Genomic DNA, 26,996 nt, shown 5'->3' with positions numbered 1-26,996 from the left:
ACGTTGTGCTGTTCAAATTGAATTAGTAATTCACTCCCTCTAATGATTTAATATCGGTATGTCTAAATTCTTTTACGACAATAACAAAGGGGCGTATGCGCTTTTTTTGTTGTAAAAGGCGATAATGTAATCATAAATTGTTAAAACACAGGGAATTTCGATCCAAATGGCAACCCCAATTACCTGCTTTAAAGCGTACGATATTCGTGGCGAATTGAACTCACAACTGACTGAAGATGTAGCGTATCGAATTGGCTATGCTTTTGCGCAAGAATTAAATGCGGAAACTGTTGTTGTTGGTAGTGATGTGCGTCTTACGTCAACACCATTGAAATTAGCGTTAAGCGCAGGTCTTATCGATGCTGGTGCAACAGTGACCGATATTGGCATGGCAGGAACAGAAGAAATTTACTTCGCTACCAAACACCTTGGCGTTGATGGTGGTATTGAAGTAACGGCAAGTCATAACCCCATTAATTACAACGGTATGAAACTGGTGAAGTCAGGCTCTGTTCCAATTAGTGGCGACACAGGCCTAAACGCGATAAAAGAGAAAGCGGAAGCACTAGAAGATAGCTTCGTGTCAGAGCGATTAGCACACTACACTGAGGGTGCGTTGATTGATGCTGATGCGTTTTTTAACGGTACGGCCCATGTAAAAGAAGACAAGCTTTCTGAAACCGATAAATATGCGGTTAAATCGTGTATGTCTGACTATGTTTCTCACATGCTGTCTTATGTGAATTTAAGTAATTTTACACCGTTAAAAGTGGTAGTTAACGCTGGTAATGGTGCAGCAGGCCCTGCACTTGACGCCATTGAACAAGAAATGAAAGCGCAGGGTGTTCCGATAGAGTTTGTTAAAGTACATCACAATGCTGATGGTACATTTCCAAACGGCATCCCCAATCCATTGTTACCTGAAAACCGTGCTGATACGGCTGACGCTGTTAAAGCGTCGGGAGCTGATTTTGGCATTGCATGGGATGGTGATTTCGACCGCTGCTTCTTGTTTGACGCTGATGGTGAATTTATTGAAGGATATTATATCGTTGGCTTGCTTGCTGAAGCCTTTATCGAGAAAAACACCGACAGTAAAATCATTTATGACCCTCGCGTATACTGGAATACAGAAGATATCGTAGCGAATGCAGGTGGTACACCTATTAAGTCGAAAACCGGCCATGCGTTTATTAAGGAGCGTATGCGCAAAGAAGATGCGGTCTATGGCGGTGAAATGAGTGCGCACCATTACTTTAGAGATTTTGCCTACTGTGATTCAGGCATGATCCCTTGGTTGTTAATTGCCGAATTGGTGTGTGTCAAAAAGCAAACACTAGCAAGTATGGTAAAAGCGCGAATTGAAGCGTTTCCATCTTCTGGTGAAATTAACAGTAAACTAAAAGATGCTGACGCAGCGCTGGAACGCGTTACAAATAAATATCAGCCACTAGCCAGCGTAATCGATACTACCGATGGTTTGGGTCTGGAGTTTGGCACATGGCGCTTTAATTTACGTAAATCGAATACTGAGCCAGTTATTCGTTTAAACGTCGAAAGTAAAGGCGACATTGCGTTGATGGAACAAAAAACCGAAGAGCTACTTTCGCTTATTCGCGCTGAATAACCACGGTACTTTTCGTTAATAACGCTAGGTCAACAGGCCCTAGATAAATAAAAAACGAAGGCGATAATATAGTGATATTATCGCCTTTTTTGTTTTCGAGATTTGAACTTGTTAAAGCTCTATTTATCAATTGCTTAAGCTGGTTATGCGTAATTTTACGGTTTGAGTTAGACACTCGCTTAATCACCGCAGGCTTTTGCCTCTATTACTTTTTTGCAATTAACTAATGTCATGCCTTTAACGCTAAGCTGTTAGTAGTAACGTTATACGAGCAAGTAAATCATCCAGGCGTGACAGATAACAACGACACTTGTTAATCCCATCCGCAAGCTTATGTAACTTACAATCTGCTCTTTAGGAAGACTAAGGATAAACTTGTCGTAAATAAGTACGGCGACGTAGCTTAGCGATAAAACGCCAAACACCTTCACGTCGTGAGAGAACACTAAACACAACCACCCAATTATGGTCGGCAACATAGCGACTAACATTTGCTTGTCGTAACGTTGATTACTTATTGCGTCCCACCAATGGATACCACCAAAGAAAGACAATAGAACGGCTGAGTATTGGACAAAGTAAACGGCGCTTTGTGTAAGCGATAACAGGTTAAGCTGATAAGCCAGCGGCATAGCCACAAAAGGAATGAGACCGGCAATACCTAGAAAAACCGCTGAATAGGGCATTGTTGTTCCTTGAAGTAATCTTGTATAAACAAAAATAGCGCCTTAAAGGCGCTATTTTTACTATTAAGCGTAATACTTAGTTCAGTATTTACTAATTTACTACTTAATTGGCGTGTACTTACGCTGGTTATGACCAGTGTAAAGCTGACGAGGACGACCAATTTTTTGTTTAGGGTCGCTCATCATTTCATGCCAGTGTGAAATCCAACCTACTGTACGAGACAGGGCAAAAATACACGTAAACATGTTAGTTGGAATACCAATCGCTTTAAGTACGATACCAGAATAGAAGTCTACGTTCGGGAACAGTTTCTTCTCTGCAAAGTACGGGTCACTCAATGCAATCTTTTCAAGCTCCATTGCTACTTCTAGTAGTGGATCTTTTACGTTAAGCTCGCTTAGTACTTCGTGACAACTTTCACGCATTACCGTTGCACGTGGATCGTGGTTCTTATAAACACGGTGACCGAAGCCCATAAGACGGAATGGGTCATTCTTGTCTTTAGCGCGTGCAATAAACTCAGGAATACGATCAACTGTGCCAATTTCTTCTAGCATGTTCAGACATGCTTCGTTTGCACCACCATGAGCAGGCCCCCAAAGTGAAGCAACACCAGCAGAAATACATGCATATGGGTTCGCACCAGAAGAACCGGCAAGACGAACGGTAGACGTTGAAGCATTCTGTTCGTGGTCTGCGTGAAGCGTAAAGATACGGTCCATCGCGCGCTCAACAGCTGGGCTGATTTGATATTCTTCTGCTGGTACAGAGAACATCATGTTAAGGAAGTTAGCTGCATAGCTTAAGTCGTTTCGTGGATAAACAAACGGCTGACCTACATTGTACTTGTAGCACATAGCAACAAGAGTAGGCATTTTAGCAATTAGACGGTGCGCGCTGCGAATGCGCTGTTCTTCATTAGAAACGTCTAAATCGCTGTGGTAGAACGAAGACATCGCGCCAACGGTACCACATAGCATTGCCATAGGGTGGGCGTCGTTGCGGAAACCGTGGAAGAACATGTTAATTTGTTCATGTACCATGGTGTGACGAGTAATTGTCTCTTTAAATTCTTCGTACTGTTCTTTTGTTGGTGCATCACCGTGAAGAAGCATGTGACAAACTTCTAAGTAGTCTGCGTCACGCGCTAGTTCTTCGATAGGGAAACCGCGGTGTAATAATACACCTTGAGCGCCATCAATGTAGGTAATTGAAGACTCGCAAGATCCTGTCGCCATAAAACCTGGGTCGTACGTGAAATAACCGTGCTGGCCTAACGTACGGACATCGATTACATCTTGTCCTTCGGTGCCAGACAAGATAGGAAGCTCGATTTCCTTACCGCCGGCTTTAAGAATGGCTTTCTGATCTGCCATAAAATGCTCTCCTCAGAATGGTTCTGTTTGCAGCGAAAACGGACGAAAATATCCGCTTCGTTGGGAAAAGTGGGCGTATTTGTACTTTATTATGCACCAACAAGTCAATTTAATTGCATATTTGCACAATAAATATTCCGAATTGCTTAAAAAAATACTAGCAATCAGATAACGATTAATTAACTCGTTGGGATTTCACTTTGCCCGATACGGTGCAATTATCAATGGCTTTTCGATAAAGGTAAACCACCGATCGATAAATATATTAACAGGTTAGTTTAAAAAGTAACCTTTTGATGAGGAATAAATACGCATACAGATTAAAAGTGCTTAATTTCTCGTTGTTATGCATAGTTATTCCATTTAGCTGCTGGTAAACTTCTAAACACTGTAATTGCGCTCGTTTAAACGTGTTGCGCTCAATTTTGATCTCTTTTTATTCAAAATAATTATCATAAGAGTGTATATAGCGACTAAAGTCTTACTACGGCACAAAAAATTGTAATTATATACTACGCTGGATATACTCAGCGGTGCTTTGGAAATGGAATAATTATTCTGTTACAGGCATTAAAGAATAATTCACAAATTGTTAACAACTCAGTGGATGAGGCAATTAACAGGTTAAAAATCGAATTCACTTACTCAGGACATAATAAAGGTAAGAAATTCATTATCCCCTACGGATTAAACAGGCATACATTGTGAAAAAGCAAAGACCAGTAAATTTAGAACTCAATACTATTAAATTTCCGCCCTCTGCTATTTCGTCAATTCTCCACCGTGTAACCGGTGTTGCAATGTTCTTCGCGCTACTTTTTGTTATCTGGGCATGGGCAGTTTCTGTTCATTCGCCTGAAGGTTTCGCGGACGTACAAGCAATCATGGACGGTTTCTTTGGAAAATTTGTCGCAATTGGCACAGCTTCAGCGCTGACATATCACATTCTAGGCGGCCTAAGACACGTTGTTATGGATTTAGGTCACTGGGAAGAATTAGAGTCGGGTAACACAAGTGCAAAAGCAGTAATCGCACTTTGGGTTGTACTGACCGTAGTATTGGGAGTTGCATTATGGTAACCAACCAAGCAAGCATTAAGCGTGACGGCGTACAAGACTACGTTTCACTTCGCGCTACAGCAGCAATTATTTTCGCGTACTCGGTTTTCATGGCGTGGTTCTTTATTACCACCGATAACCTAACGTTTATCGAATGGCGAGGGTTGTTCTCTGGCCTTGCTATGAAAGTTTTCACATTGGCAGCACTAGTAGCAGTGATGATCCACGTGCGCATCGGCCTTTGGCAGGTGCTTACAGACTATGTTAAATCAGCAGGTCTGCGCGCAGGACTACAATATATCTTAAATATCATCGCGTTCGGCTATGTAGCTGTTGGCCTATTCGTATTGTGGGGAGTGTAAAATGAGTTTACCCGTTCACGAGTTTGATGCAGTAGTAATTGGTGCTGGCGGTGCAGGTATGCGCGCAGCACTACAGATTTCGCAGTCTGGTAAATCATGTGCACTGTTATCAAAAGTATTTCCAACCCGTTCTCATACTGTGTCTGCTCAAGGTGGTATTACTGTAGCACTTGGTAATTCACACGAAGACAATTGGGAATGGCACATGTATGACACCGTTAAGGGCTCTGATTATATCGGTGACCAAGACGCTATCGAATACATGTGTAAAACTGGTCCAGAAGCAATTATCGAAATGGAAAATATGGGTCTACCATTTTCTCGTTTCGAAAACGGTAAAATCTACCAGCGTCCTTTTGGCGGTCAGTCTAAGAACTTTGGTGGCGAGCAGGGCGCTCGTACAGCAGCTGCAGCTGACCGTACTGGTCACGCACTTCTACACCTTCTTTACCAGCAAAACGTAAAGAACAAGACCAAAGTATTCTCTGAGTGGTATGCACTCGACCTAGTTAAAAACCAAGACGGCGACGTTGTGGGTTGTACCGCAATTGATATCGAGTCTGGTGAAGTGGTTTACTTCAAGTCTCGCGCTGTTGTACTAGCAACAGGCGGTGCTGGTCGAATCTATGCATCTACTACAAACGCACACATCAATACCGGTGACGGTGTTGGTATGGCACTTCGTGCAGGCGTTGCGGTTCAGGATATGGAAATGTGGCAGTTCCACCCAACGGGTATTGCTGGCGCAGGAACATTGGTAACAGAAGGTTGTCGTGGTGAAGGTGGTTACCTTCTAAACAAAGACGGCGAACGTTTCATGGAACGTTATGCACCTAACGCGAAAGACCTTGCTGGTCGTGACGTTGTTGCGCGTTCAATGATGACTGAAATTCGTGAAGGTCGTGGGTGTGAAGGCCCATGGGGTACTCATATTAAGCTTAAGCTTGACCACCTTGGTAAAGACGTTCTTGAGTCTCGTCTACCTGGTATCCTTGAACTTTCTCGTACGTTTGCACACGTTGACCCAGTGAAAGAGCCAATTCCAGTAATTCCTACTTGTCACTATATGATGGGTGGTATTCCTACAAATGTTGATGGCCAATGTCTAACGGTTGATGAAAACGGTAACGACAAGGTTGTTAACGGTCTATTTGCTTGTGGTGAGATTGCATGTGTATCTGTACACGGTGCGAACCGTCTTGGCGGTAACTCACTTCTTGACCTTGTTGTATTCGGTCGCGCGACCGGTTTACACCTTGGTAAGACATTGTCTGAAATGGCACCAACACGCGACGCATCAGAGTCTGATCTGGAAGCCTCTATGACGCGTTTCAACCGTTGGGAAAATTCAGAGAAAGGTAAGGGCGAAGACCCAGTACAAATTAAGAAAGACTTGCAGAAATGCATGCAGCTTAACTTCTCAGTATTCCGTGAAGGTGAAGCAATGGCGGAAGGTCTTAAAGAGCTTAGCGAAATTCGCGAGCGTCTTAAGCATGCACGCCTTGACGACAAGAGCGCAGACTTCAATACCCAGCGTATTGAATGTTTAGAGCTTGATAACCTAATGGAAACCGCGTACAGCACAGCAGTAGCAGCGAACTTCAGAACGGAAAGCCGTGGTGCTCACAGCCGCTTCGACTTCCCGGACCGTGATGACGACAACTGGTTATGCCACAGCATCTACGATCCGAACACTGATAAAATGCTTAAACGTGAAGTGAATATGGCGCCTAAGCTTAGGGAAGCATTCCCGCCTAAAGTGCGTTCATATTAAGAGAGGCAACGATCATGCAATTAACTTTTTCGATTTATCGTTACAACCCAGAAGTAGATGCGAAGCCTCGCATGCAAGACTACACTCTAGAAGTAGAGGAAGGTCAGGACATGATGGTGCTAGACGCGCTACTTGCACTTAAAGAGCAGGATCCGACGCTTTCTTTCCGTCGCTCTTGCCGTGAAGGTGTGTGTGGTTCAGACGGTGTGAACATGAACGGCAAAAATGGCCTTGCGTGTATCACTCCTTTATCTGCACTGGGCAAAGGTAAAATAGTAGTTCGTCCACTTCCAGGTCTACCAGTTGTACGTGACCTTGTTGTTGATATGACGCAGTTCTACACACAGTACGAAAAGATTAAGCCGTTCTTAATCAACGACAGTAAGCAGCCGCCAGCGCGTGAACACTTACAGTCACCTGAAGAGCGTGCGAAACTTGACGGTCTTTACGAGTGTATTTTATGTGCATGTTGTTCAACTTCATGCCCATCTTTCTGGTGGAACCCTGATAAGTTCATCGGTCCTGCTGGTCTGCTTCACGCGTATCGTTTCCTTATCGATAGCCGTGATACGGCGACTGAAGAGCGTCTTAACGACCTTGATGATGCGTTCAGCGTATTCCGCTGTCACGGTATCATGAACTGTGTAAGTGTATGTCCTAAGGGCTTGAACCCAACAAAAGCAATAGGCCAAATTAAGTCTATGCTTTTACAACGGGCTGTTTAGTACTATATTCTGTTAACTTCCTAAAGTTACAGATAGCGATGCTCTAAATAGCCATCCCCAAAGGATGGCTATTTTTTTATATATTCGCTGTTATAACACTTGGTTATGCTGAGAATAACCTTATAATACATCTTGATTGTTAACTAGATTTTATAAAACGTAGCAAGGCAAATTAAATGCAAGAAAGCGTGATGAAAGCGTGGTGGGATTCCTCGCACATGGCAGGTGCCAACGCTGCCTATGTTGAAGAGTTGTATGAAACTTATTTAGAAGACCCGCAAAGTGTCTCTGAAAATTGGCGACAAATCTTCGATAACCTCCCCAAAGTCGATGGCGTAGAGTTAGAAACCAATCATACAACAATTAAAAATCAATTTAGGCAACTTGCTGCGTTAGGGCCAACCGCCCGCATGTCTAGTCCGTCTGTGCCTTCTGCAAATGTTTCAGACGACAGGCAAGTTAAAGTTCTTCAGTTAATCAATGCGTTCCGCTTCCGCGGTCATCAGCACGCAAACCTTGACCCGCTAGGTCTATGGAAACAAGAGCGTGTACGCGACTTAGAACTTTCTCACCACAGCCTTTCTGAGCAAGATTTCGATTCAGTATTCAATGTAGGTTCGTATGCCATTGGCAAAGATTCAATGCCATTGGGTGAACTATTTAAATCGTTAAACCGCACATACTGTGGCTCTATCGGTGCAGAGTACATGCATATTACCGATACTGAACAGAAACGCTGGTTGCAACAAAAAATTGAATCTGTTCAGGCAAAGCCTGAAATTTCTCGCGACGAAAAGCTAGGAATTCTTAAAGGTCTTACTGCGGCTGACGGAATGGAAAAGTACTTGGGTTCTAAATTCCCAGGGGCAAAGCGTTTCTCTCTAGAAGGCGGCGATGCACTTATTCCTATGCTGAAAGGTTTGATCACCAAGGCTGGCACTGCAGGTACCAAAGAAGTGGTTATCGGCATGGCTCACCGTGGTCGTTTGAACGTACTTGTTAACGTACTAGGCAAGAACCCATCGGTACTATTTGATGAATTCTCTGGTAAACACGACGACTCGCTAGGCGCGGGCGACGTAAAATACCACGCAGGTTTCTCTTCTGATTTTGCAACGCCAGGTGGCAATGTTCACTTAGCGCTAGCGTTTAACCCGTCTCACCTTGAAATTGTAAACCCGGTTGTTATGGGTTCTGTACGTGCACGTCTTGCGCGCCGCAATGATGACACGAATACAGTACTGCCTATCACTATTCACGGTGACTCGGCAATTGCTGGTCAGGGTGTAGTACAAGAAACCTTCAACATGTCGCAAACTCGCGGCTTTGCTGTAGGCGGTACAGTTCGTATTGTGGTAAATAACCAAGTTGGTTTCACTACATCGAAGACTGAAGATACCCGTTCAACGCAATATTGTACTGACATCGCGAAGATGGTACAGGCACCGATTTTCCACGTGAACTCAGACGATCCAGAAGCGGTTGCCTTTGTTACGCAGCTTGCGCTTGAATACCGTAATAAGTTTAAGAAAGACGTTGTAATTGATTTAGTTTGTTACCGTCGTCATGGTCACAACGAAGCGGATGAGCCAAATGCTACGCAGCCGTTGATGTACCAAAAAATTAAAAAGCATCCAGTTCCACGCGTAATCTATGCTGATCAGCTAATTGCTGAAGGTGTGATAGAGCAACGTGATGCAGATCGTTATGTTGAAGAATACCGTGAAGCTCTTGACCATGGCGCGTGCGTTGTTGAAGAGTGGCGTCCAATGACAGAGCATAGCGTTGACTGGTCTCCGTACCTTGGTCACGACTGGGATACGCCTTACGACGGAGCGCTTTCAGTTGAGAAGCTTAAAGAGCTAGGTGAGTCAATCACTACTATTCCTGAAGAGCACAAACTTCAGTCTCGTGTAAACAAGCTTTACCAAGACCGTAAAGCGATGGTCGCGGGTGAAAAGCTACTTGATTGGGGTATGGCAGAGAACTTAGCTTATGCCACTATCGTAGATGCCGGCGAAGATATTCGTATTACAGGCCAGGATTCAGGCCGTGGTACTTTCTTCCATCGTCACGCGGTATTGCACAATCAAAAAGACGCATCGACGTATATGCCACTTCAGCATATTCGCGAAGGTCAGGGTGAAATTGAAATTTACGACTCTGTGCTTTCGGAAGAAGCAGTAATGGCATTTGAGTATGGTTATGCGACAGCAGAGCCTACATGTCTGACTATTTGGGAAGCCCAGTTTGGTGACTTCGCTAACGGTGCGCAGGTTGTTTTTGACCAATTCTTAAGCTCTGGTGAAGCGAAGTGGGGCCGTTTGTGTGGTCTAACTGTTCTACTGCCACATGGTTATGAAGGTCAGGGACCAGAGCACAGTTCTGCACGCCTTGAACGTTTCCTTCAAATGTGTGCTGACCACAACTGGCAAGTGTGTGTGCCTTCTACACCTGCACAGGTTTACAACATGCTTCGTCGCCAAGTGGTGCGCCCTATGCGTAAGCCACTTATCGTAATGTCACCTAAGTCACTATTACGTCATCCTCTTGCGGTATCTTCACTTGAAGAACTTGCAGAAGGCAAATTCCATAACGTAATTGGCGAAATTGATGATATCGATCCGAAGAATGTGAAGCGTGTTGTTATGTGTTCAGGCAAGGTTTACTACGATTTGTTAGACCAACGCCGTAAAAATGAGCAAACAGACGTTGCAATAATCCGTTTAGAGCAACTTTATCCATTCCCACAAGAAGAATGCGCTAAAGTTGTGGCACAATACAGCCACGTAAAAGATTGGGTTTGGTGTCAAGAAGAGCCTCAAAACCAAGGCGCTTGGTACTGTAGCCAACACCATTTCTGGCAAGCAATTCCAGATGGTGCAAAATTAACATATGCAGGCCGTGATGCATCCTCGTCACCTGCAGTAGGTTATGTATCCGTTCACAACCAGCAACAGAAAGCCCTGGTTGAAAACGCACTCACAATTAAATAAGGAACAGTAATGACAATTGAGATAAAAGTTCCGGTTCTACCTGAGTCAGTTGCCGATGCCACCATTGCAACCTGGCACGTAAAGGCCGGTGACGCAGTTAAACGAGACCAGAACCTGGTTGATATTGAAACTGATAAAGTGGTTTTAGAAGTTGTGGCGCCAGCGGACGGTACAATTGGTGAGATCCTAAACGAAGAGGGTGCAACTGTTTTAGGCGAGCAAGTTATTGCTAAATTAGAAAAGGGTGGTGCTGCTGCACCAGCAGAAGCTAAAACAGAAAGCAAAGCGAAAGACGATTCTAAATCAGATGCGGCTCCAGCGGCTTCTGGAAAAACATCTGATGTTAAAGTACCAGTACTTCCTGAATCTGTAGCTGACGCGACAATCGCAACGTGGCACGTAGCTGTAGGTGAAGCAGTTTCTCGCGACCAAAACTTGGTTGATATCGAAACTGATAAAGTAGTACTAGAAGTTGTTGCTCCTGCAGACGGTTCTCTTGCTGAAATTATCGCAGAAGAGGGCGCCACCGTAACAGCTGAAGAAGTGATTGCTAAATTTGTAGAAGGTGCAGCAAGCGGCGCTTCTGCTCCAGCAGCGTCAAGCGAAAGCGATGACAGTGACGAGAGCAGCGATGCGCTTAGTCCTTCTGTTCGTCGTTTACTCGCAGAAAAAGGTGTTGACGCAGCTAAAGTGAAAGGCACTGGCAAAAATGGCCGTATCACTAAAGAAGACGTAGAGAAGTACCTTAAAGGTGGCGACAGCTCAGCTAAGGCGGCGCCTGCAGCAGCTGAAGCACCAGTAGCAGACTTGCCAACGGGCAACCGCACCGAAAAGCGTGTTCCAATGACACGTCTTCGTAAGACTATTGCGAATCGTCTTCTTGAAGCGAAGAACTCTACGGCAATGCTAACTACGTTTAACGAAGTTAACATGAAGCCTATCATGGACCTTCGTAAACAGTATCAAGAGAGCTTCGAAAAACGTCACGGCATTCGTTTAGGCTTTATGTCGTTCTATGTTAAAGCAGTTACTGAAGCACTTAAGCGCTTCCCAGAAGTTAACGCGTCAATCGACGGTGATGATATTGTTTATCACAATTACTTCGACGTATCGATTGCCGTTTCGACACCACGTGGCCTTGTAACTCCAGTACTTAAAGATACTGACACGCTTGGCATGGCAGGTGTTGAAAAAGGAATTAAGGAACTAGCACTTAAAGGTCGTGACGGTAAACTGTCACTGGCTGAACTACAAGGTGGTAACTTCACAATCACCAACGGTGGTGTGTTTGGTTCACTAATGTCTACACCAATCATTAACCCGCCGCAAAGCGCAATCTTGGGCATGCACAAAATCCAAGATCGCCCTATGGCAGTTAATGGCAAAGTAGAAATTCTACCAATGATGTACCTAGCGCTTTCTTATGACCACCGTATTATCGATGGTAAAGAATCAGTTGGGTTCTTGGTAACAGTTAAAGAGATGCTAGAAGATCCAACACGTCTACTTCTAGACGTATAAGACTTTCGTCTCACGGAATTGTGGTTAGGCGCTTAGCTTGTGTATGCTTGCTTTGCGCCTAACGCAACGCTGATATTTGCCCTATAATATCAGTCAAACTAATCAAGTCGCATTTGCGGCTTTTGTCTTACTAAAAATCGGATAGAAACACCATGAATTTGCATGAATACCAAGGTAAGCAGCTATTCAAAGAATACGGTTTGCCTGTTTCTGAAGGATACGCAGCAGACACTGCTCAAGGTGCTGTAGAAGCCGCTGACCGAATTGGCGGAAACGAGTGGGTAGTTAAGTGTCAGGTACACGCGGGCGGTCGCGGTAAAGCTGGCGGTGTAAAGCTAGTTAAAAACAAAGACGACATTCGCGCTTTCGCTGAAAACTGGCTTGGCAAAAATTTGGTGACTTTCCAGACTGACGAAAACGGTCAGCCTGTGAGCAAAATCCTAGTTGAATCTTGCACAGATATCGCTAACGAGCTTTACCTTGGTGCAGTAGTTGACCGTACAACCCGTCGCGTTGTATTCATGGCATCTACTGAAGGTGGCGTTGAGATTGAAACTGTTGCAGAAGAAACTCCAGAGAAAATCCTTAAAGCTGAAATCGACCCAATTGTAGGTCCTCAGCCTTATCAAGCGCGCGAAATGGCGTTTGCTTTAGGTCTTTCTGGCGTACAAATCAAGCAATTCACTCAAATCTTCCTTGGCCTAGCTAAGATGTTTGAAGAGCTTGACGTTGCGCTTATCGAAATCAACCCGCTAGTTATCAAAACTGACGGTAACCTACACTGCCTAGACGCGAAAGTAGGTATCGATGGTAACGCGCTATATCGTCAGCCTAAGCTGAAAGATATGCAAGATCCTTCACAAGAAGATGCGCGTGAAGCTCATGCTGCTCAGTGGGAACTAAACTATGTTGCGCTAGACGGTAACGTAGGTTGCATGGTTAACGGTGCAGGCCTAGCAATGGGTACGATGGACATCGTAAACCTACATGGCGGCAAGCCAGCTAACTTCCTAGACGTTGGTGGCGGCGCAACTAAAGAGCGTGTAGCTGAAGCATTCAAAATCATCCTATCTGATGACAATGTTAAAGCAGTATTGGTTAACATCTTCGGTGGTATCGTGCGCTGTGACATGATTGCAGAAGGTATCATTGGTGCGGTTAAAGAAGTTGGCGTAGAAGTACCTGTAGTTGTACGTCTTGAAGGTACCAATGCAGAGCTTGGCCGTGAAGTTCTAGCGAACTCTGGACTTGATATCATTGCTGCTGAATCGCTAACTGATGCAGCGCAGAAAGTAGTTGCTGCAGCGGAGGGCAAATAATGTCTGTATTAATTAATAAAGATACTAAAGTAATTTGTCAGGGTTTCACTGGCGGTCAGGGTACATTCCACTCTGAGCAAGCAATTGCTTACGGTACGCAAATGGTTGGTGGTGTTACACCAGGTAAAGGCGGTACTGAACACTTAGGTCTTCCAGTATTTAATACTGTACGTGAAGCGGTAGAAGCAACTGGCGCAACTGCAACAGTTATCTACGTACCAGCTCCTTTCTGTAAAGATTCAATCGTTGAAGCTGCAGATGCGGGTATCGAGCTAATCGTATGTATCACTGAAGGTATCCCAACGCTAGACATGCTTTACGTTAAAGAATACGTTGAAGCAAAAGGCGTTCGCATGATTGGTCCAAACTGCCCAGGTGTTATCACTCCTGGAGAGTGTAAGATTGGTATCATGCCTGGTCACATTCACAAGCCTGGTAAAGTAGGTATTGTTTCTCGCTCTGGTACACTTACGTACGAAGCAGTTAAACAAACTACTGACGAAGGTTTCGGCCAGTCTACTTGTGTTGGTATCGGTGGTGACCCAATTCCTGGTTCTAACTTCATCGACATCCTTCAGATGTTCCAAGACGATCCGCAAACTGAAGCTATCGTAATGATCGGTGAGATCGGCGGTACTGCTGAGGAAGAAGCAGCAGCGTTCATTAAAGCTAATGTGACCAAGCCTGTTGTTTCTTACATTGCTGGTGTTACTGCTCCTCCAGGTAAGCGTATGGGTCACGCTGGTGCAATCATCGCAGGCGGTAAAGGTACTGCTGATGAGAAATTCAAAGCACTAGAAGACGCTGGCGTTAAAACTGTACGTTCACTTGCTGAAATCGGCAAGGCGCTTCGCGAGACTACAGGTTGGTAAGCTAACGCTTAACAATTTTGTGATAAAAGCCCGCTTTAAGCGGGCTTTTTTGTGCGCGCTTATTAACAACTTTGCAGAAATTCATGTAACAAAATTACAACTATCTGCCGTAAAAGCCCCGTATAATCCATATTGTGTTGTTAAATTACATAAAGGCCTGCATATCCTTTGTTAACGGCGTGTTGCACAAATTTTATTGAATACGTATGCAGGCAATTGTGCAAACCCTAGGTCCTCTATAGCATTATGCCGACGAGATGTATTGTCATTTAATTGTCATAAGAACAACAAAAAGACAACAACTATAACCGTATGGGACACCCGTTTTATGAAACAATTTAAACCCAACCTAATTAAAGCTGCGCTTATTTCAGGCGGTATGGCGTTTGGTAGTGCACCAGCATTTGCACAAGATGCAAACACTGATGCTGTTGATGAAGCAAATCTTGAAGTAATTCAAGTTAGCGGTATTCGCGGCAGCTTACAGCGTGCTCAAGCAATCAAAATGGATAACACTTCAATTGTTGAAGCGTTATCAGCAGAAGATATTGGTAAGCTACCAGATACCAGTATTGCAGAATCAATCGCACGTCTTCCTGGTGTAACTGGTGAACGTCGTAACGGTCGTACAAGTGGTATCTCTGTTCGTGGTTTTAACGAGAACTACGTTGGTACGTCACTAAACGGTCGTGAACTTCTAGGTATGGGTGACAACCGTGGGGTTGAGTTTGACCTTTATCCAACGGAAATCATTTCAAACATTCTGGTATACAAAACACCAGAAGCGGGCATGACTACCCAAAATATCGGTGGTTCAATTGACCTTCAAACGGTTAAGCCTCTAACGGCAGAAAGCACGTTTACCGTAAACGGCACGTTCGAAAAGAATGCTGAAGACTCTCCAAACCCAGATTTTGACAACGACGGTCACCGCATTTCTGTAAACTTTGTCGATCAATTTGCCAACGATACGATTGGTTTAGCGTTGACAGTTGCAAGCATGGAATCTCCTCGTCAAGAGCAGCACCTGAGAATTTGGGGTTATCCTGAAGTTGGTCTAGACAATCCTCGTCGTGACCTTGATCCCGTAGACGTTCCGGAAGGAACAGTGGTGCTTGGCGGCCATGATTCATTTCAGCGTTCCGCAATGCTTGAACGAGACTCGTTTGCCGCTGTTGTAGAGTGGGCGCCGACTGATAAATTAAATGTTCAGCTTGATGCGCTTTACATTGATTTTGTTGAAAACGATGTGCGTCGTGGTCTTGAAGAAGGTGGTGCTGAGTGGAGCTCCAATACCTACACAGTTACTGGCGTGGAGAATGGCTTGGTAACTAGCGGTGAATTCGACGGTTTCTATAGTATTGTACGTAACGATGCTCGTCGCCAAGAAGCGGACCTTACTACTATTGGTATTAACGCTGAGTATCAAATTAATGATTCTTGGACGTTAGAAGTCGATTATTCAACAGGCAAAGTTGAAAAAGAAATTATTGAGGTTGAGAGTTATTCTGGTGTTGGTCGTGCAGGGATTGACGGACGTCCCCTTACTGCACGCAGTTGGGAAATGACGTCGACAGGCGTACTGTTTTCTGACCACCCAACCATTGCGCCAGTAGACCTTACAGATCCATCACTCATTAGTTTAGCTGGACCGCAAGCATGGGGAGCTCCACCTTTATTAGAGTCCGATGGACAAGACGGCTTCGTAAACCAGCCGCTTTTTGAAGAAGAGCTTGATACCCTTCGTTTCGACGTTAAAGGTTATGTTGAGTGGGGCGTTGTAACGGGCCTTTCTGCAGGTGTTGTTTACTCTGACCGCTCAAAATCTAAAGATAACAATGGTGCATATCTTACAGCGCCTTCCTATCCAGATGATGCAGCAATTCCTGATGTACTTGGTGTAACTAACCTTAATTTTATCGGCATTAATGGTGTACTTGCATATGACTCACTGGCGTTATATGAAAGTGGTTACTATATTGAAAACGATGCGAGCCGTGTTCAAAATGACCGTCTAGGTGATACTTACACCGTTGATGAAGAACTACTCACTTTATACACCAAACTAGACCTAGAGATGGAATTTGGTGATATTTGGATACGCGGTAACGTAGGCCTGCAAGTAGTAAGTGCGGATCAAGAATCTACAGGCTTTTCTACTACATCAGATACCGTAGGGTACACTATTGCAAACCCTATATCGGGTGGCACAGACTATACAGATGTGCTTCCAACACTTAATTTATCTGCAGAAGTTGCTGAAGGTCAATTCGTACGCTTGGGCTTAAGCAAAGTAATTTCTCGCCCTCGTATGGATGATATGCGTCCAAATACACAGTTTACATTTGCTTTCAATGACGGACAAATTACTAGCGATAGCCTTGAAAATGGCCCATGGAGTGGTAGTGCGGGCAACCCTGAGCTGCGACCACTTGAGGCAAATCAATTCGACTTGGCGTACGAAAACTACTTTGCCGATACGGGTTATGTGGCTGTGTCTTTCTTCTATAAGGATATAAAAAACTGGCATCGCGACACTTCAATTGTAGAAGACTTTAGTGAATTTTATATTCCAGATTTGCACAAAGGCTCTGAAGGTCAAACTCCAGTGTTATTTGAAGGGCAAGTTAACCGAGTATTAGATGGTTTCGAGGGGTTCGTGCGTGGTTACGAACTTCAAGGTTCACTACCCTTTGACATGATCCACAATTCACTTGAAGGTTTTGGCTTGTTCGCGAGTGCAACCTTCATGGACGGTGAAGTTGACCCGGCTCCTGGCCAAACTGAAACTCGTATTCCTGGCTTGTCTGAAGAGTCGTACAGTATGACTTTCTTTTATGAAAATGCTGGCTTTGAGTTCCGTTTGGCTGCAACAAAACGAGACCAGTTCCTGACTGAGGAAAGAGGTCCAAGTCTTTCGCTTGTTGATGCAACAAAGCAAGGCGGTACGCTCGTAGATGCTCAAATTGGTTATGACTTTAGCGAATCTGGTATCGAGTATTTAGAAGGTCTGCGCGTTACATTGCAAGCGCAGAACCTGACAGATGAAGATGATGTACAAGCTTCAGCTACTGACGATCGTCAAATTACTCAGTTCCAAACATACGGAACTAACTACCTATTAGGGTTTAACTACAAGTTCTAATTGTTACATGTGTGTAAAGCCACCAGCAGCTTTATTTTTTAGCTTGTGCTAAAAAAGAGCAAATGGTGGCTTTTCTTTTTGTATGAAAGGAACTTTTCGATAATGTTGTTAAGAATTGCGAGACGTTTATGCAAGACCCTCATAATAATCCAGTAAAGCGTGTTGTGATTGCCGGCGGTGGAACGGCAGGTTGGTTAGCTGCATCATTAATGAAAAAGGTGTTGGGTAAAGCAGTTGATATTACTCTGGTTGAATCTGAAGCGATTGGTACGGTCGGTGTTGGAGAAGCTACCATCCCCCCAATACGCCTAGTAAACCAAGTGTTAGGTATCGACGAAGCACAGTTTCTTCATGATACTAAAGCAACGATAAAACTTGCTATACGGTTCGAAAATTGGAAAGCGAAGGGTGAAAGCTACTATCACACCTTTGGTGCGCCGGGCAAAAGCATGGCGTTTTGTCATTTTCATCACTATTGGGTAAAGGCGCGCCAGCAAGGCCTAAAAGACGACCTGTGGGATTTTGACCTAAATTACCATGCCGCTGAAGCGGGACGATTTGCGCAGATAAATGCCAAAGCCCCAGTTGTTGAGCTACCTTTCGCCTATCATTTTGACGCCAGTTTATACGCTCAGTATTTACGAAAGCTGAGTGAAAATATGGGGGTTGTACGCAAAGAAAGTAAAATTTCACGTGTACAACGTTTTACCCACAGCGGTTTTATTCAAGCACTTCACTTAGAAAGTGGGGACGTGGTTGAAGGGGACTTATTTGTTGATTGCACGGGCTTTAAGGGGCTATTGATAGAGGAAGCGCTGGGCGCTGGTTACGACGATTGGTCTCACTTACTTCCTTGTGATAGTGCCATTGCTGTACCGTCTGAGCGACATGAAAAAACCGCGCCTTACACGCGCTCTATTGCCCACGATGCGGGTTGGCAATGGAGGATCCCACTGCAACACAGAAATGGTAATGGCCACGTATATAGTTCACGCTATATCAGCGATGATCAGGCCTGTGACACCTTGTTGTCAAACTTAGATACCAAACCATTGGGTGACCCTAAACTGATAAAGTTTACGACGGGCAGACGACGTAAGCAGTGGTACAAAAACGTAGTAGCAGTAGGTCTATCAAGTGGATTCTTAGAGCCACTTGAATCTACCAGTATTCACCTCATTCAATCTGCAATTGTTCGCTTAATTCAGCTGTTTCCCCACAACGGCTTTGCACCGAGCTTGGAAACGGAATATAACAAGCAGTCTGAATTAGAGTTTGAACAAATCAGAGATTTTCTTGTTTTGCATTACACCGTAAATGAGCGAACCGATAGCGTCTTTTTCAATGATATGCGAAATATTACTTTGCCCGATTCCTTAGCACATAAAATTGCGTTGTTTAAAGAAAGCGGAAATCTGCTACGAGAACAAAATGATCTATTCCTTGAAAGCTCATGGCTACAGGTCTTGTACGGTCAGGGGATTACTCCTAAGGATTATCACGGTTTGGTAAACAGTGTGCCTGAAGTTCAGTTAAATCAAATGTTAACAAGGTTGTTGGAAATCAAAAAAGAGCCCATTGCTAAGTTGCCAACACATGACGAGTATATAAATGGGATGGTTGCAAAGTATAAACGCGCAATGAGTTGAATAATTTCATATGGTTAGAAGTGCTGCGAACGAACGCATTAGCTAACTAAACTGGTAAAGGATAAAGCAGCCACATGGCTGCTTTATTCGTTTTTAAGGATGAAATGTTACAATTTTGCTGTTTTTTATTGGAGAATTAAAAATATGTTGCGCCGATGTAAATGAATACGTATGCATAGCATTGCTCCCTTTTTATACAAAACAGTAGTATTTGGTGTTGAACCATAAAAGGCATTTTTGGGTGTGGTAGTCCTAAAAGTGTCGATAATAAACAAGGAATGGGACACCAATGAAAACATTCAAACCCAGCACTATCATGGCGGCCTTGATAAGTAGTGGGGTCGCGTTTAGTGCAGCTCCTCTTTATGCCCAAGAGTCTCCAGACACCTCAATAGACGAAGTTGAACGACCACAAGAAGATACCTTAGAGCGTATTGAAGTACGTGGTTTTAGTACCAGCTTGATCCAATCACTAAACCAGAAACGTTTCTCCGATACGGTTTCTGAACAAATATCTGCAGACGATTTGGGCGGACTTCCCGATGTGTCGATGGCGGATGCACTGACCCGCTTGCCGGGTATCTCTGCGGTAAGAACCGGGGGGCAAGCCGCGCAGATAAACATTCGTGGTCTATCCGGTGACTTTGTGTTTTCTACATTAAACGGTAGAGAGCAGGTATCGACCAGCGGAAGCCGGGCAATTGAGTTTGATCAGTATCCTTCAGAGCTTATTAGTGAGGCGGCGGTTTATAAATCTCCCAAGGCATCGCTTATTGAGGGGGGAATAGCGGGTACGGTAGAACTTAAAACTGCATCACCACTTGCCATTGAAGAGCAGCATAAATTCAGCGCCAACATGCGTGGTATGTACAATGATAGAGCGTCAGAGGTGAGTGATGCTACAGAGTATGGACATAGACTGAGTTTTTCATATCAAGGTAAATTCCTTGATGATACGCTAGGTGTATCACTAGGTTATGCTCGTTTATTCCAACCGAGTGTTTCGACTCAATTCATTGGTCTTGCCTACAATGGTGTAACGGACGTAGACGGGATTTACACAAATTCTGAGTGTACCGAAGAGGAAATAGCGCCTAACTGTGAACTCATTTCAGAGGGTTTTGAAATGCAGCACAAGGGCGGGGAAGAGACTCGTGATGGTTACGTTGCGGCGTTTGAATGGGCACCTATCGATACCTTTACACTTAAAGCTGATGCTTTCATTTCTAAATTTGATTCCGAAGCCTTTGCCCGTGGCTTTCGCGTTAAGCTAGGCGGAATAAATGCCGGTATAACTAACCCTGTAATAGTTAACAGGAGCGTAATTGGCGGCACATTTTCTCGTACAGACAATAGCTTTACCCGTGTTGAGTTGGTAAACGACGACAATCAAGACTTCGACAGTGTTACTAACTTAGGCGTGAATGCTAATTGGGAGATATCGCCAGATTTAGCGGTTCAGTTTGACGTCTCCCGTTCAAGTGCTGAAAGCGACTTTAGAAACGGTTTACTGTGGTCGCTTGTTGGCGAAGACGCGACAGCGGCAAACCCCGTGTTCGACGAAAACGTCCAAATATCTTATTTGCTCAACGGTTTAAACTTACCTGATATCGGTTTCAATCAAAGTGATGCTTTCACAGATTTAGACCGAGTAATGGTAAGTAAATACGGTATTTATCCGTATGAAAATAAAGATGAGTTAGACGCCTATCGCGTAGACTTCCAATATTATGTCGATGTGCCAATCATTTCTGGCTTTGAATTTGGCTATCGTTACTCAGACCGAGAATATAGCAACGACCGCTCTGTATTTGAATACGGAAACGACAGTGCATTCTCAGTAAGCGAACCGCCACTTCAGTTAACTTCTGATATGGTCGAACAGGTAAATTGGAGCGGTGATTTTGATTATTTTCCAAGTTATCTTTCCGTTGATCTAGACAGTGCACTTAATGCTTGGTTCCCAGGCGGTAGACCACAGCCTGTTCAAACGTGGGGGCCAGGTGCTGCCGGTGTAATTAACGCTCCAGAAACAGGTACTGCTTCAACAGCATGGACACTACAAGAAAGTGGGGATGTATTTGAAACTGTGAATTCTGCTTACTTGATGGCAAACATTAATACAGAAATTGGCAGTATTCCTGTTACAGGTAATGTTGGTGTTCGTTACGTTAAAAGTAAACAGAGTTCAACGACGCTACAGCGTGCTACTCGGTTTATTGAAGATTTAGAGACCGGAACATCGGTTGAAGTTAGTGATCCTACGGCTGGAGCACAAAACATTACCGACGACGTAGGGTTAATCAATAACTTTTATCGCCCAGCGTTGATAAGTCACGAATATTCTGACGTTTTACCTTCAATTAACCTGAACTTTAAACTTACAGATGACACGCAACTTCGTGTAGCTGCTGCAAAAGTGATGGGCAGAGCGCCAATAAACCGTTTTGCCGCGAATGCGTCAACGACTATTGAACCTGTTACTGCTTTCCAAGACAGAGATTCGGGCGAAATTACGCTTTCCAACCCTACAGCAAGGGTTAGCGGTAACGCTCGTAACAGCCCTTATTTAGAGCCATTCTATGCAACTCAATACGACGTTTCGTGGGAGTATTATTTCTCAGATACGGAAGGCGCATTAGTTGTTGCTGGCTTTTACAAAGACATTGAATCGTTTGTAGAAGACATCGAAATAGATCCTTATGATTTTGAAGAAAACGGCATTATTATTCCTGACAATGTAAGCGTGCCGGTTTACTTGACGCCAGAGTTTGCAGGGCAGGAAGCCGAACTAGCGCTCGATGAAAATGGCGACCCTATCTTTATTACCGTCCCCACTGAAAATGGTAGCTACAGCACAGCCGTAAACAATGCCGAAGGTGGCTATATTCGAGGTTTAGAAATCGCCTATACGCAAATTTATAGCATGCTGCCTGGCATGTGGTCAGGCTTAGGCGTTAGCGCAAGTTACTCTTACACCGAAAGTGAAATTCAACGCACGCTAGGTGATGACGTGTATGCCGCTAACTTACCAGGTCTTTCTGAAAACGTTGCTACTCTAACCGTGTTTTGGGAATACGAAGGTTTTGAAACTCGCTTGTCCAGCCGATATCGCGATGCATTTGTTTCGCAGCAAGTAGCGGTAAACGACCAGGTGGTTAACTTTGATGAAGAATTGGTTGTTGATTACCAAGCGTCGTACGAGATTAACGACAATTGGAGCGTACTATTTCAAGTTAATAACCTAACAGACGAGCCAACGAAGAGCTATTTCTCATCAGAAGAGCAAACCGGCACTATCCAATACTTTGGAACGCAATATTACCTAGGGATGACATATCAACTATGAAAATCAGCATCTTAGGTAATTTATTTAGCAACACGAAGGAATATTCGGTTGCCAAAAGTAGCGAAAATATTCAGGAGAATTCTATGTTTACTAAAAAAAGAGTAGTGCGCGCTGCGTTACTCGTAGTAGGCGCATATACACTTGCAGGTTGCGGTGGCTCGGGCGTAGAGTCGGGCACCAACGATCTGCTTACCTGTGAGGTTCCAAATGTACCTAATTCATCAGGTACGGCTTGTGAACCGCCACCACCTATTCAATGCGATGCGCCGCTCGTACCTAATGAAGCGAACGATGCATGTGAAGCCGGTGCTGATCCAAGTTTACCTGCACCTGTATTTACCCCTTCATCTAATCAAGCTGTACTTTATTATAATCGGGCTGCTGTTGACGCTGATAACTCAAGTAACGATGCAGCTTATGAAGGCTGGAGACTACATACTTGGAACAATGACGAGTGTGATGCTTATGCTGACGCAGACACGGATTGGGCCAACGGTCGCATTCATAGCGGTATCGATCCAAACTATGGTGCGTATTGGATTCTAGACCTTAAAGACGGGTATGGAAGCTGCCACAATTTCATCATCCACAAAGGCACTGACGATGCCGGAAAAGAAATGGGGGGCGGAGACTTCCAGGGTTCTTTAGTACAAGATGATGAAACATTTGTACGCATGAATTTTACCCTTTCTGGCGAGGCAACCATATTTGAGTTCCCTATCATGTCTCTTGGTCCACAGCCTGTTGATATCGAGGGTTTTGGCGCGCATTGGTTAGATGCCAACACTATTTTATGGGACGTACCTGAAACCGTTTCAGAGGTGAAACTTCACTATTCAGCACAGGCTGACTTAGAGAGCACGCTGGAAGAGGGTATTAACGGTACTCAAGTAACGTTAATGAGTACAACACTTACCGAAGAGCAATCTGCCCGTGCGCCGCACTTATCTGCTATGCAGGCTTGGGAAGGCGACTGGTCGGTTGAAGATGCTAAAACCGTGTTGACGACACAAGCCGTAGTAGGGGGGTACGACGCTGACGGTGCGCTTGTTGTTGCGACCGGGATCCAACTGGCTAACGGAATAGACGCACTATATACGCTCGGTGAAGACGATGCCGACGAAGCTCAACTTGGTGGTATCTACTCTGATACAGGTATTACTGCCGCATTGTGGGCGCCTACTGCTTCGAATGTTGATCTTCTGATTTATAACGACAACAAGACATTAAGCCAGCGTATTGATATGGTTCGCGATGATACGTCTGGCGTCTGGCGTCATGAAGGCGATATGTCCCTTGACCGTCAGCTTTACCGTTATGAAGTTACCGTCTATCACCCTATTACGGGGAATGTAGAAACGCTGCTTGTTACAGACCCATATTCTGTGTCACTAAGCACAAACGGCCGTTTCTCTCGCTTCGTAAATCTAGCTGATGATGATTTAAAACCACAAGGCTGGGATACTCATACTATTCCGACGGTTGAGAATTATGAAGATGCAGTCATTTACGAAGGACACGTTCGTGACTTTAGCGTACGTGATATGTCTACGTCTGAGGAAAATAGAGGTAAATACCTTGCCTTTACTGAAGAGGGCACAGCACCTGTTGAGCACCTTAAAAAGCTTGTTGAAGCAGGGCTTACTTACTTCCATATACTTCCAGCAAATGACATTGCAACTATCGATGAGGATCCAACAAAAACGGTAGATTTATACGATACGGTAGGCAAACTGTGTCGCTTAAATAGCAGTGCTGCGGTATGTGAAGAAGAAAGCGCTGATGCATTGCTAATTGACGTTTACAACGGTTACGATCCTTTATCTCAAGCGGGTAAAGCCCAGCAGCTTACTAATGATTTACGCAATCTAGACACATTCAACTGGGGCTATGATCCTCATCACTTTAACGCACCGGAAGGCAGCTATGCGTCGAGTGCAGAGGGTGTAGAACGCATTGTAGAAATGCGCGCCATGATCCAAGCACTTCACGAGATGGGGCTACGTGTTGCACTTGATGTAGTCTATAACCATACCAATGCGTCGGGTGTTTTCAGTAAGTCAGTATTAGACAAAGCGGTACCGGGCTACTATCACCGTTATGAAGTGGATACTGGTGCGATTGTTCGTGAAACGTGCTGTGATGACACAGAGCCTCGCAATGTCATGATGGAAAAGTTCATGGAAGATTCGCTGCTCATGTGGACTGAGCATTATAAGTATGATTCATTCCGTTTCGACATCATGAGCCAAGCTACAAAAGACACTATGGTACGCTTGCGTGATGCAGTCCAAGCTATCGATGCTGACAACTATTTCTACGGTGAAGGCTGGACTAAAATAGAGCGCGGTTACGAGCAAGCGAGCCAGCTCAATATGGCTGGTACCGAGATTGGTACCTATAACGACCGTATTCGCGAAGCTATTCGCCAGGGCGCTATCTTTAGACCGGATGATGAAGGGCTATTAAGCGCGCAAGACCGTGTAAAAATGGGCATGATCGGAACGTTAAAAGACTATGTTTTGGAGACGTCTTCAGGAAGTGCAGGCGCTACCAGTAACTTAGGCGGCTATGCAGAAGATCCTGCGGATATCATTAACTACGTGTCGAAGCACGATAATGAAACACTGTGGGATCAGTTAAACTACACGCTTCCACAAGATATTACTCTAGAACAGCGGGTTCGTGCCCAAAATGTAGCAATGGGTATTAATCTTGTGTCTCAAGGTATTCCATTTTTACAAATGGGCGGCGACATGCTTCGCTCAAAATCAATGGATAGAAATACCTATGATGCGGGCGACTGGTTTAACTACGTCGATTTCACCTACGAAACGAACAACTGGAACGTAGGTTTACCGTTGGCACAAGACAACGAAGCCCGTTGGGAAGAAATGGGTGAATTCATTTACAATCCAAATCGCGCGGCCTCAATGGCAGATATAATGTTTGCCTCTGATGTGTTTGCAGAATTGCTTAATATTCGAATGACAAGTCCGCTGTTTAGATTAACCACCGCTGAAGACATCATCGACCGTATAGGATTCCACAATATTGGCGCACGCCAGCAGCGTGGTCTTATAGCGATGAGCATTGATGACGGCATATCTGAAAACAGCGAAGTACCTCGCCAAGATTTAGACATGATGAATGATGCGGTTATGGTGCTTGTGAATACGGGGTATGAAGAGAAGTCTATCACGGTAAACACAGCAACAGGTTTTTCGCTTCACGCCACACAAATGAATTCTGTCGATGCTGCGGTACGCGGCGCCACATTTGTAGAAGGTGAAGATGGTAATGGAACCTTTACCGTTCCTGCACTAACTATTGCTGTTTTCGTAAAACCACAGTCTGGAGCTCAAGGATATGGTCTATCAGCGTATGCCACGTCTGGTGCGCCTGATGTTGTTCCTTACGGCGACACCATCGCTTACCTGCGTGGAGATATGAATGGTTGGTCAACGGATGATGCATTTACCTATCAGGGTGACGGTAAGTACACCGTAACAGCTACACTTGAAGGTGGCGTTACATATGGATTCAAATTCGCATCTGAAGATTGGAGTACAGTGAACTTTGGTGCAGCGGATGGTGAAGAAGGTACAGTAATAGCGGGCGAAGAAAAGGTTCTTGCACGTACTAATACCAACCTTTCATTTACACCAGCGACGAGCGCGACCTACCTGTTTACTATTGATGCGACTGATAGCGAAGCACCAATCCTTATGGTTGAAAACGAAGAGCCCTATGTTAGCACACCAGTGTATCTTCGTGGTGCAATGAACGACTGGGGTACGGCTGAGGAGTTTGCGTACCAAGGCGGACGTATTTACACTTTCTCTCGTGATGTTGAACCAGGAACTTACGAGTTTAAGGTTGCTTCAGAAGATTGGAGAACCGTGAACTTCGGTGCGATATCAGCCGATGATTCAGATCGCAACCTTGCGCCTGGTCAGACTTTGGGGCTCGCCGCCACTAACGACAATCTTATTTTGAACATTGAAACCGCCGACCGCTATGTGTTCGTATTCAACGTCACTGATTTAGATGCGCCAACCATTGGTGTATTTAAAGAAGCGTTTTGGGGCGACACTCAAGTTTATATCCGTGGTGGTATGAATGGCTGGGGAGCTGTCGATATGTTTGAATATCAAGGAGAAGGTGTTTATACCGCAGACATTGAATTGAGCGCAGGTAGTATTGAATTCAAAGTCGCTTCTGAAGACTGGTCGACAGTAAACCTTGGCAACCCGAACGATGCAGCAAGCAACGTAGTAACGCCTAGCGAGCCGAAAACACTTGGCGCAAGTAACAATAATCTAATGATTGAAGTTGCAGAGTCTGGTCTATACGAGTTTAAGGTATCTGGCCCTGATGGAAATGCACCTACGTTAACGGTTACGAAAAAGTAAGACCGAATAAACGCTAATTTGGTAAATTTCTAATAAACCAAGATTTAAAAACCGCGACATAGTTCGCGGTTTTTTGTTTTTGGCATATCTCTTGATTCTCTAGTAGTATCACCAAGAAAAT

At 44.5% G+C, this 26,996-nt stretch carries 15 protein-coding genes; 13 read left to right on the top strand and 2 right to left on the bottom strand.

Translation table 11 applies throughout. The features are described from left to right. Positions 1-166 precede the first annotated feature (166 nt). On the top strand, positions 167-1,627 hold the full coding sequence (locus KUL49_RS04410) for a phosphomannomutase CpsG (protein ID WP_131136427.1): 1,461 nt from the start codon (positions 167-169) through the stop codon (positions 1,625-1,627). A gap of 263 nt (positions 1,628-1,890) precedes the next feature. Here KUL49_RS04410 and KUL49_RS04400 read toward each other — a convergent pair whose 3' ends face one another. Both KUL49_RS04400 and KUL49_RS04395 read right to left on the bottom strand, forming a co-directional pair. Then, positions 1,891-2,313 (bottom strand): DUF3429 domain-containing protein, encoded by a 423-nt coding sequence (locus KUL49_RS04400; RefSeq protein ID WP_014949443.1) that lies wholly within the window; start codon positions 2,311-2,313, stop codon positions 1,891-1,893. 99 nt (positions 2,314-2,412) lie between these two features. Further along, positions 2,413-3,690, bottom strand: a complete 1,278-nt coding sequence (locus KUL49_RS04395; protein WP_014949444.1) for a citrate synthase — start codon at positions 3,688-3,690, stop codon at positions 2,413-2,415. 704 nt (positions 3,691-4,394) lie between these two features. On the opposite strand from KUL49_RS04395, the gene sdhC reads away from it, so the two are divergent. The 12 genes from sdhC to KUL49_RS04335 all read left to right on the top strand — a co-directional run bounded on the left by sdhC (position 4,395) and on the right by KUL49_RS04335 (position 26,875). Continuing rightward, positions 4,395-4,769: a succinate dehydrogenase, cytochrome b556 subunit gene (gene sdhC / locus KUL49_RS04390; RefSeq protein WP_014949445.1), complete on the top strand. Its 375-nt coding sequence runs from the start codon at positions 4,395-4,397 to the stop codon at positions 4,767-4,769. Further along, positions 4,763-5,110 (top strand): succinate dehydrogenase, hydrophobic membrane anchor protein, encoded by a 348-nt coding sequence (gene sdhD / locus KUL49_RS04385; protein ID WP_014949446.1) that lies wholly within the window; start codon positions 4,763-4,765, stop codon positions 5,108-5,110. The genes sdhC and sdhD overlap by 7 nt, the downstream gene beginning before the upstream one ends. Before the next feature lies 1 nt (position 5,111). Then, on the top strand, positions 5,112-6,884 hold the full coding sequence (sdhA, locus tag KUL49_RS04380; RefSeq protein ID WP_014949447.1) for a succinate dehydrogenase flavoprotein subunit: 1,773 nt from the start codon (positions 5,112-5,114) through the stop codon (positions 6,882-6,884). 14 nt (positions 6,885-6,898) lie between these two features. Next, entirely contained in the window at positions 6,899-7,609 is a 711-nt protein-coding gene (locus KUL49_RS04375) for a succinate dehydrogenase iron-sulfur subunit (RefSeq protein WP_012518362.1), read from the top strand. Between the two features lie 176 nt (positions 7,610-7,785). After that, the gene (sucA, locus tag KUL49_RS04370) at positions 7,786-10,605 is read left to right on the top strand and encodes a 2-oxoglutarate dehydrogenase E1 component (protein ID WP_131136425.1); all 2,820 of its coding nucleotides are present in this window, start codon (positions 7,786-7,788) and stop codon (positions 10,603-10,605) included. Positions 10,606-10,614: 9 nt separating this feature from the next. Then, a complete protein-coding gene (gene odhB / locus KUL49_RS04365; RefSeq protein WP_131136424.1) occupies positions 10,615-12,126 on the top strand; it encodes a 2-oxoglutarate dehydrogenase complex dihydrolipoyllysine-residue succinyltransferase in 1,512 nt (503 codons plus the stop codon). Between the two features lie 152 nt (positions 12,127-12,278). Then, on the top strand, positions 12,279-13,445 hold the full coding sequence (gene sucC, locus KUL49_RS04360) for an ADP-forming succinate--CoA ligase subunit beta (protein ID WP_014949450.1): 1,167 nt from the start codon (positions 12,279-12,281) through the stop codon (positions 13,443-13,445). Beyond that, a complete protein-coding gene (sucD, locus tag KUL49_RS04355) occupies positions 13,445-14,317 on the top strand; it encodes a succinate--CoA ligase subunit alpha (protein WP_012518366.1) in 873 nt (290 codons plus the stop codon). The genes sucC and sucD overlap by 1 nt, the downstream gene beginning before the upstream one ends. 328 nt (positions 14,318-14,645) lie before the next feature. Beyond that, positions 14,646-17,462 carry a TonB-dependent receptor gene (locus KUL49_RS04350; protein WP_131136423.1) on the top strand — a complete coding sequence of 939 codons (2,817 nt, stop codon included), beginning with the start codon at positions 14,646-14,648 and terminating at the stop codon, positions 17,460-17,462. A gap of 128 nt (positions 17,463-17,590) precedes the next feature. Further along, a complete protein-coding gene (locus KUL49_RS04345; protein ID WP_131136422.1) occupies positions 17,591-19,111 on the top strand; it encodes a tryptophan halogenase family protein in 1,521 nt (506 codons plus the stop codon). A gap of 289 nt (positions 19,112-19,400) precedes the next feature. Then, positions 19,401-22,460 carry a TonB-dependent receptor gene (locus KUL49_RS04340; RefSeq protein ID WP_131136421.1) on the top strand — a complete coding sequence of 1,020 codons (3,060 nt, stop codon included), beginning with the start codon at positions 19,401-19,403 and terminating at the stop codon, positions 22,458-22,460. A gap of 83 nt (positions 22,461-22,543) precedes the next feature. Beyond that, positions 22,544-26,875, top strand: coding sequence for an alpha-1,6-glucosidase domain-containing protein (locus tag KUL49_RS04335; protein WP_165477874.1), 4,332 nt, complete (start codon positions 22,544-22,546; stop codon positions 26,873-26,875). The last annotated feature ends 121 nt before the right edge of the window (positions 26,876-26,996 follow it).

Origin of the sequence: Alteromonas sp. KUL17 (assembly GCF_006538305.1) — a bacterium.
GTDB classification, from domain to species: domain Bacteria; phylum Pseudomonadota; class Gammaproteobacteria; order Enterobacterales; family Alteromonadaceae; genus Alteromonas; species Alteromonas macleodii.
The sequence above is the reverse complement of the archived record's forward strand: the minus strand, read 5'-3'. Positions and strand labels throughout refer to the sequence as shown.

Excerpts from the sequence above, each read along its gene's own strand:
- sucA (WP_131136425.1), top strand. The coding sequence starts at position 7,786 with ATGCAAGAAAGCGTGATGAAAGCGTGGTGGGATTCCTCGCACATGGCA.
- sdhA (WP_014949447.1), top strand. The coding sequence starts at position 5,112 with ATGAGTTTACCCGTTCACGAGTTTGATGCAGTAGTAATTGGTGCTGGC.
- KUL49_RS04375 (WP_012518362.1), top strand. The coding sequence starts at position 6,899 with ATGCAATTAACTTTTTCGATTTATCGTTACAACCCAGAAGTAGATGCG.
- KUL49_RS04345 (WP_131136422.1), top strand. The coding sequence starts at position 17,591 with ATGCAAGACCCTCATAATAATCCAGTAAAGCGTGTTGTGATTGCCGGC.
- sdhD (WP_014949446.1), top strand. The coding sequence starts at position 4,763 with ATGGTAACCAACCAAGCAAGCATTAAGCGTGACGGCGTACAAGACTAC.
- KUL49_RS04340 (WP_131136421.1), top strand. The coding sequence starts at position 19,401 with ATGAAAACATTCAAACCCAGCACTATCATGGCGGCCTTGATAAGTAGT.
- odhB (WP_131136424.1), top strand. The coding sequence starts at position 10,615 with ATGACAATTGAGATAAAAGTTCCGGTTCTACCTGAGTCAGTTGCCGAT.
- sucC (WP_014949450.1), top strand. The coding sequence starts at position 12,279 with ATGAATTTGCATGAATACCAAGGTAAGCAGCTATTCAAAGAATACGGT.
- KUL49_RS04395 (WP_014949444.1), bottom strand. The coding sequence starts at position 3,690 with ATGGCAGATCAGAAAGCCATTCTTAAAGCCGGCGGTAAGGAAATCGAG.
- KUL49_RS04410 (WP_131136427.1), top strand. The coding sequence starts at position 167 with ATGGCAACCCCAATTACCTGCTTTAAAGCGTACGATATTCGTGGCGAA.
- KUL49_RS04350 (WP_131136423.1), top strand. The coding sequence starts at position 14,646 with ATGAAACAATTTAAACCCAACCTAATTAAAGCTGCGCTTATTTCAGGC.
- sucD (WP_012518366.1), top strand. The coding sequence starts at position 13,445 with ATGTCTGTATTAATTAATAAAGATACTAAAGTAATTTGTCAGGGTTTC.
- KUL49_RS04335 (WP_165477874.1), top strand. The coding sequence starts at position 22,544 with ATGTTTACTAAAAAAAGAGTAGTGCGCGCTGCGTTACTCGTAGTAGGC.
- KUL49_RS04400 (WP_014949443.1), bottom strand. The coding sequence starts at position 2,313 with ATGCCCTATTCAGCGGTTTTTCTAGGTATTGCCGGTCTCATTCCTTTT.